This window comes from Pantoea sp. App145 (assembly GCF_047947045.1).
Classification (GTDB): domain Bacteria; phylum Pseudomonadota; class Gammaproteobacteria; order Enterobacterales; family Enterobacteriaceae; genus Pantoea.
Map to the genome: position 1 here is coordinate 358,315 of NZ_CP133294.1, position 13,084 is coordinate 371,398.

Annotated in this window: 10 protein-coding genes, 3 pseudogenes and 1 riboswitch; of the genes and pseudogenes, 2 read left to right on the forward strand and 11 right to left on the reverse strand. The window is 51.8% G+C overall.

Annotated elements, in window-relative coordinates; genetic code table 11:
* The 8 genes and pseudogenes from RCF31_RS28230 to RCF31_RS28265 form a co-directional block, all read right to left on the reverse strand.
* Nucleotides 1-3,150 (reverse strand): annotated as a pseudogene (locus tag RCF31_RS28230) (efflux RND transporter permease subunit).
* Complete coding sequence (locus RCF31_RS28235) at nt 3,143-4,198, reverse strand: efflux RND transporter periplasmic adaptor subunit (RefSeq protein WP_416414687.1); 1,056 nt, start codon at nt 4,196-4,198, stop codon at nt 3,143-3,145. Before RCF31_RS28235 ends, RCF31_RS28230 begins: the two are co-directional and overlap by 8 nt.
* A 38-nt stretch (nt 4,199-4,236) precedes the next feature.
* Nucleotides 4,237-4,491: an EF-hand domain-containing protein gene (locus tag RCF31_RS28240; RefSeq protein ID WP_084879488.1), complete on the reverse strand. Its 255-nt coding sequence runs from the start codon at nt 4,489-4,491 to the stop codon at nt 4,237-4,239.
* 150 nt (nt 4,492-4,641) lie between these two features.
* Nucleotides 4,642-5,334, reverse strand: coding sequence for a 2,3-bisphosphoglycerate-dependent phosphoglycerate mutase (locus tag RCF31_RS28245; protein WP_416414688.1), 693 nt, complete (start codon nt 5,332-5,334; stop codon nt 4,642-4,644).
* Between the two features lie 45 nt (nt 5,335-5,379).
* A pseudogene (eno, locus tag RCF31_RS28250) lies at nt 5,380-6,303 on the reverse strand (phosphopyruvate hydratase).
* Nucleotides 6,304-6,319: 16 nt separating this feature from the next.
* Entirely contained in the window at nt 6,320-6,745 is a 426-nt protein-coding gene (locus tag RCF31_RS28255) for a universal stress protein (protein ID WP_299453305.1), read from the reverse strand.
* 3 nt (nt 6,746-6,748) lie between these two features.
* Nucleotides 6,749-7,651 carry a DHHA2 domain-containing protein gene (locus RCF31_RS28260; RefSeq protein WP_416414689.1) on the reverse strand — a complete coding sequence of 301 codons (903 nt, stop codon included), beginning with the start codon at nt 7,649-7,651 and terminating at the stop codon, nt 6,749-6,751.
* 77 nt (nt 7,652-7,728) lie between these two features.
* Nucleotides 7,729-7,798, reverse strand: a riboswitch (Fluoride riboswitch).
* 86 nt (nt 7,799-7,884) lie between these two features.
* Nucleotides 7,885-8,481: a DUF2913 family protein gene (locus RCF31_RS28265; RefSeq protein ID WP_416414690.1), complete on the reverse strand. Its 597-nt coding sequence runs from the start codon at nt 8,479-8,481 to the stop codon at nt 7,885-7,887.
* Nucleotides 8,482-9,152: 671 nt separating this feature from the next.
* Here RCF31_RS28265 and RCF31_RS28270 point away from each other — a divergent pair.
* Nucleotides 9,153-9,551, forward strand: coding sequence for an H-NS family nucleoid-associated regulatory protein (locus RCF31_RS28270; RefSeq protein ID WP_299453297.1), 399 nt, complete (start codon nt 9,153-9,155; stop codon nt 9,549-9,551).
* A 58-nt stretch (nt 9,552-9,609) separates the two neighbouring features.
* On the opposite strand, the pseudogene trpA reads toward RCF31_RS28270, so the two are convergent.
* Both trpA and RCF31_RS28280 read right to left on the reverse strand, forming a co-directional pair.
* Nucleotides 9,610-10,179 (reverse strand): annotated as a pseudogene (gene trpA, locus RCF31_RS28275) (tryptophan synthase subunit alpha).
* A 110-nt stretch (nt 10,180-10,289) separates the two neighbouring features.
* Complete coding sequence (locus tag RCF31_RS28280) at nt 10,290-11,201, reverse strand: LysR family transcriptional regulator (protein ID WP_416414691.1); 912 nt, start codon at nt 11,199-11,201, stop codon at nt 10,290-10,292.
* Nucleotides 11,202-11,316: 115 nt separating this feature from the next.
* Between RCF31_RS28280 and RCF31_RS28285 the strand changes: the two genes are divergently transcribed.
* Entirely contained in the window at nt 11,317-11,760 is a 444-nt protein-coding gene (locus RCF31_RS28285) for an ester cyclase (RefSeq protein WP_416414692.1), read from the forward strand.
* A gap of 39 nt (nt 11,761-11,799) precedes the next feature.
* On the opposite strand, the gene RCF31_RS28290 is transcribed toward RCF31_RS28285, so the two are convergent.
* Complete coding sequence (locus RCF31_RS28290) at nt 11,800-12,951, reverse strand: TcdA/TcdB catalytic glycosyltransferase domain-containing protein (protein WP_416414693.1); 1,152 nt, start codon at nt 12,949-12,951, stop codon at nt 11,800-11,802.
* Between the last annotated feature and the right edge of the window lie 133 nt (nt 12,952-13,084).

A 13,084-nucleotide genomic window follows, 5' to 3' on the forward strand; every position in this document is an offset into this window, starting at 1 on the left:
TCATTCACCCGATAAAGAGGGCTGATGAACAGGCTTGCGTCGCGCCTGCCACGCCTCTTGTGCACGTTGCAAAACGACATAAAAACAAGGGACTAACAGGATGGCAAGTAAAGTTGCTGACAACATCCCTGAAAAAACGGTAATCCCCAGTGATTTTCTGGCGCTGGCACTGGCACCGCTGGAAAAGATCAGCGGTACTACGCCCAGGGTAAATGCCAGCGACGTCATGATAATCGGCCGGAAACGCGTTCTGGCCGCCGTTAGTGCAGCGTCAATGATACTGCTCCCGGCCAGGCGCTGCTGGCGGGCATATTCGACAATCAGAATCGCATTTTTGGCGGCAAGCCCGGCCAGTAATAACACGCCAATCTGGGTATAAAGATTGTTAGCGATATTCAGCGCTAACAATGTGATCGCCGTACCTGATAAGGCAAGTGGGACACCAAGAATTACGCTGACAGGTAACCAGTAGCTTTCATATTGTGCCGCCAGCACCAGATAAACCAACAGCAGCGACATGGCGAAGGCAATATAAATGCGGTGTCCGGCCACTTTTTCCTGATACGACATATCGGTCCACGACAGGCTGATATCCGGCGGTAGGGTGGCTTTGGCCAGGGCCTCCACCGCCTGCATCGCTGCCCCGGTGCTGTAACCCGAAGCGGGCATTCCGGTGAGCGTGGCAGCCGGGTTGAGATTATATAAAGATGCGACAGCTGGCCCCTGGGTCGGAGTGAAACTGACCAGTGTCGCCAGCGAAACTGGCTCACCACTGGCATTTTTGACCGTCAGTACGGAGATTTGCTGTTGCAGCAGACGCTGATCTGACTGCGCCTGCACATAAACTTTCACGCTATGGTTCTCGCGGGTGATTTGATTGACATAGCTGGCACCAAGATATTGTTGCATCGCATCAAAGGCATCACCAGGCGATACGCCCATCGCTGCCGCACGCGTTCTATCCAGCGTGACATTGATCTGCGGCACATCGGCACGCAGCGTGCTGAACATACGCGACACTTGCGGCAGTGCCATCGCCTGCCGGGCAAAATTATCACTCACCTGTTGCAGATGTCGGTAATCACGTTGCCCGTCATTCTCGCTCAGGATCATCTGCATACCGCCACCGTTACCGACGCCCTGAATCGGCGGCGGCACAATCACCAGCGCGTTGGCATCGGGAATACCCGCCAGCTGTTTATTCAGATTGAGATAGATTGAACGCAGATCCTGGTTTCTGCCACGCTGATTCCAGGGTTTCAGGGTGATGTAAATCAGCGCCGCGTTGGACAGGGACGCATTATTGTCGAGCGGTGACAACCCGCCGATCACCACGACATGGTCTACCCCGGGCTGCTGATTCAGCAATCGTTCCACTCGCTGGGTAACGTTGGCGGTTTTTCCCAGCGAAACGGCGTCGGGCAGTTGCAGCGACACTAACAGATAACCCTGGTCTTCCAGCGGGATAAATCCGGTCGGAATTCTGAGGAAGGCGACTAACGCCAGCACGATCACCACCATGCCACTGATAAGCGCCGCTTTGCTGTGGCGGATTAAACGGCGAACAGTGTTGAGATAAACGTTCTCCAGCCAGGCGAAAACCTGATTGAACTTCCGGTAAATCCAGGGTTTGGTTCCCTGCTTCACCGGTCGTAGCCACTGTGCGCTCTGCACCGGTTTCAGCGTCAGCGCATTAAGCGCGCTAAGCAAGGTGGTCACGGCAATCACCAGCGCAAACTGACGATACATCTGGCCGCTGAGGCCCGGTAAGAAACTGGCCGGGATATACACTGCCACCAGCACCAGCGTGATAGAAATGATGGGGGCCAGCAGCTGGCGCATGGCGCGCTGCGTCGCCTCGCGCGGCGCATATCCCTGTTCTATCTGATGACTCACGCCTTCGACCACCACGATCGCATCATCAACCACGATGCCGATCGCCAACACGATGGCAAACAGCGTCAGCAGATTGATGGAAAAACCCATCAGGTAGATAGCCCCGAATGTGCCAATAATAGTGACCGGTACCGTGGTGGCGGGTACCAGCACCGCGCGCCAGTTCTGCAAAAATGCCACGATCACCAGTAACACCAGCAGCCCGGCAATCAACAAGGTGCTGTAGACGTCATCGACTGAACTCTTAATAAAGGTTGTGGTGTCGAACGGCAGTGAATAATGCATCCCTGCCGGCAGTTGCGCAGACAATTTTTGCATCTCAGCGGCGACCGCAGCGCCAACGTCCAGCGCGTTGGCATCCGGTAACTGAGAAATGGCAATCCCCGCTGCAGGTTTCCCGTCCATGGTGAAAAACTGCGCATAACTCGATGAACCCAGCTCTGCATGGCCGACATCCTGTAAACGCACCAGCCTGCCGCCATCCTCGGTGCTGCTTTTAATCACGATCTGATTGAACTGGCTGGCATCGGCCAGCAGGCCATTAACGTTGAGCGTCAGTTGCATCTGCTGGCCGTTGTTGACGGGCGGAGCGCCCAGCTGTCCGGCACTGACGCTGCGGTTTTGCGCTTTGATGGCGTTAATCACGTCATCCGGTACCAGACCATATTGCTGCATGCGCGCCGCATCCAGCCAGATGCGAATGCTGTAATTACCGGTGCCAAACACCGTGACATCGCCCACGCCAGGTATGCGCACCAGCGAGTCGCGCAGATGATTGGTGGCGTAGTTGCTCAAAAACAATGTGTCCTGAGCCGGGTCGGTCGATTGCAGGCTATACAACTGCAAAATGGCTGTAGATCTTTTTCGCACCGTCACCCCCTGCTGCTGCACCGCATCCGGCAACTGGGAGAGCGCAGCCTGCACACGGTTTTGCACCAGGATCTGGGCCTGGTCGCTGTCGGTGCCGATAGCAAAGGTGATATTCAGGGTATAGGTACCATCATTGCCGGTGGTCGATTTCATATACAGCATGTGCTCGACACCATTCACCTGCTGTTCGATGGGGAACGCCACCTGATCCTGCAATGTCTACGCATTGGCGCCGGGATAGTGCGTCACCACCTGCACCGTCGGCGGAGTGATGGGAGGATACTGCGTCACCGGTAATGCCCATAAAGCCACCGCGCCGAGGATCAGGATAATCAGCGACAACACATTGGCGAAAACCGGTCGGTCGAGAAAGAACTTAATCATGCTGGCTTTGCGCCTCGTTGCTGATGTTCACCTTTTTCCCCACTAAATCAGGCCGGGCAAAGGTCAGGACGCGTTGTGTGGCGTCATTTGCGCTGAGTAAAATGACATGCTCACTGCTGCCGGGAGCCGTTTTAACGCTCAGGCGGCTGACCGTGCCATCCGCAGAAACCGGGAAAACACTGTCGCCCTGTACCGCCGTGGCCGGTAGCTGCAGCTGGATCACCGGCGCTGCCGCATGCAGCGTGACCTGGACAAACATCCCCGGCAGCAGATTAACGGGCGGCTGATGCAGGGTAGCACGCAGGGTGATATTGCCGCTGGCACTGTCGAGCTGGTTATCGACAAAGTCGATGGTGCTATGCAGCGGCTCACTCAGTCCGGGAATGGTGACATCCACCGGCTGCTGTCCAACAGCAGCGCTGCGTGCGGCGATAATGCCGAAACGCGTCGCGTCTGACTGATTCAGGCTGAAAGTGACATACAGCGGGTCGATTTTATTCAGCGTGGCTAACAGGGTATTGCCGCTGGTCCCCACCAGATTACCAACATCGACAGTGCGCCGCCCGATGCGTCCGGTAAAGGGGGCGGTAATACGCGTATAACCGAGATTAATTTGCGCGATATCCCGCTGCGCCAGCGCCTGATCTCTGGCGGTTTGCGCGTCCTGCAAGGCGGACAGGGAGATAACGTGTGACGGATAAAGAGCCTGGTCGCGGTCGGTTTCACGCTGGGCATTCACCAGCGCGGCCTGATCCGAATTAAGCTGTGCCTGTAAAGCAGCCGGGTCTAGCGTAAATAACACTTGTCCGGCCTGCACCAGGTCGCCGTCTTTAAAATTGACCGATTGCAGCGTCGCTGCGACGCGCGCTGTAATCTGTACCTGCGCTGAAGCACTCAGTGTGCCGGTGACGGTGGTTGATGAGTCAAACGTGAGTTTTTGCGGCATGCTCACCGACACCGCAGGAACCGGCTGTGGGAGAGCATTTTGCTGGGGTTTACAACCCGCCAGTACACAGCCTGCCAGCAGCAGCCCAAACCGGCACGTCACACTCAGTGTCCTCATGGATAGCGCGTTCATCGGGTTGATTATTTTTTCGCAGCCATAAATGCACTGAGCTGCGAGAAGGTGATATAGCCTTTTTTCGCTGTATCTATTTCAGCAAAATGCTGAGCGACACGCGGCATACCCGCCTGCGCTTCTGCCAGCGTCAATTTGCCATCATGATTGGTATTTGCAGCATTGAAACGATCCTGTACTCGCTGCATAAATGCACCGGTCGGCGCTGCGCTGGCAGCACTGATAAAGACGAAACCTGCAACCAGCACCAGAAACTTTTTCATTTATTACCTCGATTTACCGTTAATGAGAGCGAAGGGGGAAAAGCACAACTTCACGGGAAAAAGGATATAGAAAAGCCAGGCAGGAAGGGTTTCTGAATTGTTCCAGACTTATGTCATCGCATGTCATGAAGCAACTGACCGGATGCCCGGTCAGGTCAGGACGCGCTGCGTAACCACGTTGGCGGCGCTGTCCATGGAGTAGACGATCGGCACCCCGGTTGGCACATGTAATCGGGTAATCGCCTCGTCACTGAGTTTTTCGAGGAAGGTCATCAGCGCGCGGAGTGAATTGGCATGCGCCACAATTAACACCGTTTTACCGGCCCGTAACTCAGGCACCACCACCTGTTGCCAGTACGGAAGCACCCGATGCAGAGTCATGTACAAACTCTCTCCCGCAGGCAAGTCATGCAGGGCAATGTGTCGATAGCGGGGATCGGTCTGTAGCCTGGCGGGCGCCTCTTCATCCACCGGTGGAACGCCGTGCAACGTTCTGCGCCAGCGGAAGACATTCTCTTCACCCAATGTATCAACGGTTGCGGCTTTATTCAGTCCCTGCAACGCCCCGTAGTGTCGTTCATTAAGACGCCAGGTTTTGTCCACCGGTAACCATGCGCGATCCAGCTGATCCAGCACACGCCAGGAGGTATGGATGCAGCGGGTCATCACCGAACTGCAAACAAAGTCAGGCATCAGTGATGCTTTCCTGATTAGCGCGCCCGCCCGCTCAGCCTCCAGATAACCCTGTGGCGTCAGCGGCACGTCTGTCCAGCCGGTATAACGATTTTCAAGGTTCCACTGACTTTCGCCATGACGTAATAAAATAAGCGTCGATGTATGCATGCTTTATCCCATAAAGGGCCGGGCCGTGAAGCCCGGCCTGTGTAATCAGGCGCGGCGGATAAACGCCCCCAGCCCGGCGTACTGAGCGTCCTGTCCAGGTTCCTGCTCGATACGCATCAGCTGATTATATTTTTCAACCCGCTCTCCCCGGCAAGGCGCGCCGGTTTTGAGATGTCCGGCCCGCAGCGCGGCATTTTCCGTGCGCAGATGATATTGGCCGTCACGGTAAAACTCACTCGATGCCGGATCAATACAAATACTGATATCTTCACCGGGCTGGTAGCCCGCTTTCTCGATGGCCTGAACGATCAATGCCAGCGGCGCACGATTTGACGACACCGCAGGGGCAAAACCTCCCTCGTCACCTACTCCGACGGAAAGGTTTTTTCCAGCAGCAACTGACGGAGAGCCTGATACACTTCACTGCCCTGACGCACCGCCTCCTTCAGACTCGCAGCACCATGCGGGGCTATCATAAATTCCTGAAAGTCAGCGCCCTGCCCTCTGGCATGGACACCCCCGTTGATGATGTTCATGCAGGGAACCGGCAACAGATTAGCACGCAGCCCGCCCAGATAACGATACAGCGGCTGACGCGTCGCCAGCGCTGCCAGCCTGGCAACGGCCAGCGATGCGCCGAGAATGGCATTGGCCCCTAACCGGCTTTTGTTTTCTGTTCCGTCCAATTCGAGCATGACGTTATCAATGACACGCTGTTCACGCACATCAATATCGGCTACTGCTGCACTGATCTCTTCGCAAACAGCCTGCACCGCATCCTGCACGCCTTTTCCACCATAACGCGTGTGCTCGCCGTCCCGTCGTTCGTGGGCTTCGCGGGTTCCGGTACTGGCCCCCGAAGGGACGGAGGCTCTGGTCATCAGTGGTAAATGCCTCGACCTCAACGGTCGGATTACCGCGTGAATCGAGAATTTCACGCGCAGTCATTCTGTCGATGTTAAAATTCATGTTTCTCTCCTGCGGTTCAGCTACGGGTGTGCTTGATAAGTACATCGACCGTCAAATGATTGATGTATTCCAGTGAGCGTGAGGCCAGTAACCCCATGAAACGATTGCGGTGTCCGGCAATCACCAGGTCAATACCCCGCTGTTTAATGCATTGATCCACATCCTCGAATCGGTTGATTGTTACCAGCTCGCAGGTATCAACCACCACCGGTGCGGCCTTGACCAGTTCACTCAACCATGATTTCGCCCTGATAATGTCTTGCGAAACCTTGTCATCCATGACGCTGTCGGATACGTAATTCATTTCGCGATAGTCTTCGCTGATATGTGCCAGCGTGATTTTCATTCCCGTCTGCTGTGCCAGCACAGCAGCATGATTCAGCAGCAACGCGCCATCCTGCTGGTCGTGAACCAGCACCAGCGCATGGGTATAAGATTTCATGCTTCACCCCCGGCTTTGTTCAAGATGATGATGAAGCCAGGGCAACAGCTGTTTTTTCCTGCTGAGCATCCCCGGAAGTGAGCAGGGCCCGACATCTTTCAGTGCCCGACCGGCAAAATAGAGCGTGGAAAAATTGTCGGTGATATCTGTCACCATCAGCACACCCAGCCCAGCCCCGGACTGTGTGACCTGATGCTGCAATTCCTCACAAAGTGCGGTAATCAGATGAGAAACCTGAGACTGGTTCATCACTTCGATCTGCGAAATGCGAACATCCGTACCCGCGATCACGAACGCTTTGAGGTCCTTCTCAAGCAGGTGCTGGGGTGACAGTCCGGCAAGGTCGGTTTTCGCGCTCAATAAATGACGACCGAAGGTTTTACGGTTGATGCCGGTTCGAACGCAGAGCTGGGTAACGGTGCGAATATCCTCTTCCGTCGTCGTTGGCGACTTCAGATTCACGGTGTCGCTGAGGATGGCCCCCAGCAGCAGAATGGCGTGTGATGAGGCCAGACTGTTACGATCGGCTTCATCCATCAGTAACCAGAGCACAGTAGCGCTGCTCCCTACCGGCTTTATCCACACTTCTGGCGGCAGCTGGGTGACCAAACCGCCGAGCCGGTGGTGATCGATAATGCCGGTAACGTTGCTTTGAGCCAGGTCGTCCGGCCCCTGAGCTGGCTCGGTGAAATCGACCAGCCAGACATCCTTGCCTGCCAGGGGAAGCATGAGTCGTTCCGGCAGGGGCAAGCCTGCTTCAGCGAAAATAAAACGCGTTTCCCGATTGGCCTCACCCGCACGCCATGCGTGAGCGGGACGATGTTGCCGGTTTAACCAGTGAGCGGTAACCACTGCCGTACAGATGGCATCACTGTCAGGATTGATATGGCCTGTAACATGTATCAAAGGAGTATCCCCGCAGCAGGAAGTATGCGGGCTGGGTGAATTCTGATCAGCCTGACATACCTCTCAAGTCATTAAGAGTCATATCAGGCGTCATCAGCCCCGAACGGGGCGGTTGTGAGAAGGTGGAACGCCATCACCTTTGAGGCCAGTCTAGAACAGGTGAATTTATTTGTCAGCCGATTCGTTGGCTGTTGCGACAGAGTTCGCGGCTAACTACTGGATTGATAACATAATTATGAGTGGGTCATCAGCTGGAAGAGAAAAGGCGTTTGCGTTTCCTGGCAAACTTCACTGCGCCAGCCGCTACGATGCAGTATTTTTTCCAGACCCGCGACATTGCCGGTTAGCCGTGCCATCAGTGGCGCAATCTGTCCACCGTCAGCATCGAAGGAAACGTCCAGTCCGGATCGTGACAGATATATCGCGTCGAGTTCGCCGTTGGTGACCACCGTATTACGCCCTGACCATTCTCTGTCGCTGAGCACCCGATAGACCCATTGCATTTGTTTTGCGGTTTCAATGGCGTAGGTCAGACGGAACAGGTCGTTCTGCTGGGACAATTCTCCCGTACAGGAGCGCCATAGATAATCGAGTTTGTGTCGCAGTTTTGCTGCGGGTCCAAATGCCCGGCCCTGTTTCAACAACCACTGGATATCACTGGCAACTTCACGGGGAAAACGATGTTGCTTCAGCGCAGTGGCCAGCCAGCGCGTCAGGAATACATTTTCCTGTGATTCCGAGCTGATCAACCCATCATGTCTCGCCAGTTCAAGAGCGATCAGTGCGCACCATGCCAGATGCCCGGTTTTTTCGGTTAAGGATTGCGTCATCACCGCAACATCTCCTTGTAATCCATGATTATTCCGTTGAGAGTTAGTGAAGTACAACTCACCTAAAATGTAAATAGCTTGTATCTAATTTGTTGCTTTTGGGCGGTTCCCCCCCTGCAGATAGCAGGTTAAAAAGGGATCTTTGTTGCACCTGTCCATTATTTTCATTCTGGCATCAGGTTATCCTCCAGCATCATAATCGAGCTGCTTTGCATTTTATTTTCGGGCGGACCCGACGGCGCTAATAACCTGCCCCATGAACTTTTGGACACAACAAGTTAAGAAGGCGAGCACAAAACCGACCTGAAATTATCGTCAATATGCTGCCGAACTGAACTATAGTTCAACTCGCCTTAAAGGAAAGATGTATTTGCAATTACGTGATCGGATTTGAAACGTAGTAGAAAAGCGTAAGGATAAATTAAGAATTGTACCGATACCCCTGGCAAGTTTCTGAGTAAAGTAAATAATTCATCATGGTGATGACAACATTTATCATAAAAACCCTCGTTGCCTCTCAAAAATAACCCCCGACATCATTATTTTTATAGTCAACGTTAAGTTTCCCCTTTTCCATAGTGACGCGTGAGTATATACTCATTCCACAGACTTATTTTAAATCTTAGATTCGTCATACTTTACTCGTTCAACGACACCGTTTGGAGATTTCCATGAGTGATTCACTTAAGGCGCTAAATAACATTCGTACACTGCGTGCGCAGGCACGTGAACTGGCTCTGGCCGACCTGGAAGAAATGCTTGAGAAGTTCAGCGTTGTTGTTTCAGAACGTCGTGAAGAAAGCCATGCGGAAGAAGCTGCTGTTCGTGAGAAAGCAGAGAAGCTGGCTAAATATCGTGAGTTGCTGCTGGAAGACGGTATCGACCCGACTGAATTACTGGGTTCCCTGCAGGGTGCAGGTAAACCACGTGCGAAACGTGCTCCGCGTCCGGCTAAGTATAAATATATTGAAGACGGTCAGGAAAAACACTGGACTGGCCAGGGTCGTACCCCTGCGGTCATTAAAGCTGCGATCGAAAGCGGTAAATCGCTGGATGACTTCCTGATTTAATCCTAAGTATTTTCAGTAAGTTAAAAACCACGCGGTGGTTTCACACCGCGTGGTTTTTCTATTGGTTACGTGTTGCCTCTTTCATCGATCTCACAAAAGAATAGAGCTCAGTCAGCATCGCGTCTGGCGCATTAATGTTGCGTTCTTTTATTTTTCTACCGCAGAACCTGATATAACACCCGCAATACCACTTTTCATCACTTCTCTGATTTGTGCTGGCATTGATATGCCAAAACCTAACATTGCTGGTGGGGCATTAAAGCGCCTGAGCGATTCAAGGATATGTGGTGAAGGCAGACCCGCCCTATTTTCAACGCTGGTCTCACCGGCACGTGAAAGCAGATAAGTATAACCTCCGCCATATCCTGATACTTTTTCTAAGGTAGTCATGTCAGCATTAGGTGGCGCAAAGAATACTGTGGAAATGCCACAGCGCTCAGCGGTTTCACGAAACTCTTTTGATTCCTCAACCGGAACATCGCCAATCAACACAGAATCCACACCAGCCTGTGCACATCATAATTTCAAATGACAACTCAGGATTGGGATCCCCAAGGGTGACGTAGGGAACAAAAGCCCCTTCTTTATTCTGCTCCAGGCGATCAAACATAATTTTATAGCGATCCATCTACACACTCCTTTAAGGGTGAAAACCGGTTGCCTCTTCGGAATATGGATCTGATATCACAGCTTGTTTAAGTTTATGTGAAGGGAGCTTGCTTTCGCAGCGGCGTGAACTTACATCAACTCTCTGGCTTGTTCACAAATCAACTGCCTCAACCATTGTTGTGCTTTGCTGGCATCGGAGCGCCGGTGCCAAAGCAAGTCAAACTGGATATGCGGCATCTCAAGTGGAGGACTGAACATCAATACGTTTTCATTTTTTTCGCTGGCTAATGCACTGCGTTTTAACACTGTCGCAATAAACTGCGTTTGCTGGATCACCCCGATGACGGCGAACATGGAAGGCAACGTCAGGCGCAGATCTCTGGTCAGTCCCATTGCCTTAAGGCGTTCATCTACCAGCCCATAATGATTACCTTCGGGCGAGACCAGGATATGGCCCGTGCTCAAATACGACGCCAGCGTCATCCCCTCGCGTGCCGCTTCACTATCCCGCTGGACCAGGGTGACAAACTCATCACGAATTAATGGCAGCGACAATATTCTGTTTTCAGATCTCGTCGGCGCGATGCCGATCACCAGGTCAATTTTGCCACTATCCAGCAGGGCAACAGATTCATCCCGATCAATATATGACTGCACATGAATCGTCACCCCTGGCGCCTGCTGATTGACCGCTTTCATTATGCCGGGCAGTAACACCATCATCGGGTATTCCGACATTCCGAGCGTAAATGACATGATTCTGTTGGCCGGAGAAAATTCATCCGGGGCCAGCAGATGAGTCAGTTCATCCAGCGCTTTAGACACATGCAAACCGATTTCTTTTGCCCGCGCGGTCGGCAGCAGTCCTGAAGCGCTGCGAATAAAAAGCGGATCGGCAAAATGCGTGCGTAAACGGGAAAGCGCGGCACTCATGGCAGGCTGACTGACTGAGGCTTTGGTCGCGGCTCGGGTCACATTTTTCTCTTCCATCAACGCGGCAAAAGCCACCAGAAGATTCAGGTCAAGCCCCCTAAAATCCATAATTCGTATAATCCTCTATATCTACTATTTATTTTAATTATAGCGGGTGCGGATGTGATACTGACTGCGAAGTACAGATTAATCATAAAAAATCATCAGCCAGAGGAATGAAGCAATGTCAGGTAATCACGAGACCGTAAATCGTCTTATGGCCGAACGTCAGGCCGTTGAAAAACTTTATCAGGCTTTCAGCCTCCAGAATCCTGATCTGGTTGATGAGGCGGTCACTCCAGACTGGGATGATATTCCTCTGGCCCCCGGGCAGACTGCGGGTCCTGCAGGGCTGAAGCCTATCATCAGGGAGTTTATCCATGCTTTCCCGGATGTTCAGATCATCATTCACGATCTGATCCAGGTTCCTGGTCAGATTGCGGTACGGGCGGAAATTACCGGAACACATCAAGGGACAATCATGGGGATTGAAGCTACCGGAAAATCGGTGAGTTTTCGACTGCATGAGTTCCATCAGCTTAATGGCGAGCGTATTACCACTACCTGGCATATGGAAGACTGGTTTGGGCTGTTTATGCAGCTAGACCAGTTTCCGCCACGTGCGTAGTAAGGTTTAGCAGCGCGATTTATGGCGCTGCTTCATCGTTCAGATGCTTGTGCGCCTGGATTTCAATTTTGATACCCACTTATAGGACTCAGCCTTACCATCAGCACCTCTCCTCCAGTCGCGTTCGAGTGGATCATTTAAAGGCGCAAAAAAGAAACTGCTACCGTCACTGATCCTGTAATGATAAGACTTTTCATTTTTATATTGTTCCCAGCCGAAAACATTCGCGGGGTGAGAATTTTTATGATCATTATGTCCAAATTGATCATCACAATGTGATGGACTTGCTGCTGGCCACCAGCCTTCTTTGTAAATATCTATTCCTGTGAGTGCGACAGAACCATAAATCCTTCCTCTGTTAGTCGTTCTTTTTATATCCCAAACATCCTTATTCCTGAATCTGTGCTTATCCGATTTAAACAGGTCACATTTAGAATAGAAATCGTCATTGGTCTTTCTCGGGGAAACTTTATAGTTTTTATCGACCTTCATCAATGCAACCAAAATCGCCGGACTATTCTTTATCGCGGTGATGACTGGATTACCATACGTTAATATTCCACTTGTGTATTTTTTTAGAGGGTCATAGACCGGGCAGTGAAACTTTCTGGTCATACTGATATCCACATCAAAGTATGTCCCACCATAGTGGTATAAAGCAACAAGACGCGTAACATCTGAAGCCGCCGCATGATTCGCAAAACTGCCGCCATGCTCTCTCGCCCAGGCGGCATAAACACCTTGCGGAAATGCAGAGAAAAGTGGGCGCGGATCTTCTGTTATTAAGAAACGTATTTCATCTTTTTTATCGCTAAAATTAAACGCCAGATAACGATATTTAGCATCATCACCGTTAAGCATTTTCTCCAGGGTACGATTAATCGTGCCCGGACAGGTCGTCCAGATTTTAATCTCGAATTCAGGATTAATCCTCCTGAAATTGAGGATATTAGCAAGATGAGCCTCCGGCGCACCGTTTCCTTCCCAGACAAAGTGGACTATTTCAGGCACTTTTATCGAACAGTCCATTTTTTCACTAACTTCATCAGAAACATTCGAACCCGGATGCGTTATTTCCGTATTATTTATCGAGATTATACTTTGCGGAGCATGAAAAGATGAGTCCACGCGGCATCGATTAGAAAGAGATAAGTTTGATGCAGACGAAATAGCGTTTGTGACAGAAAGCATATTCTCTCCTTAGATATGAATCATTATTCTTCATACTCGAATCACGGCCCTTCCTGGCAGGGATATTTTATTGCATAATAATGGCTAAAATCGTCTATTATCATCACATATTACGATAATGACCTATAGACAA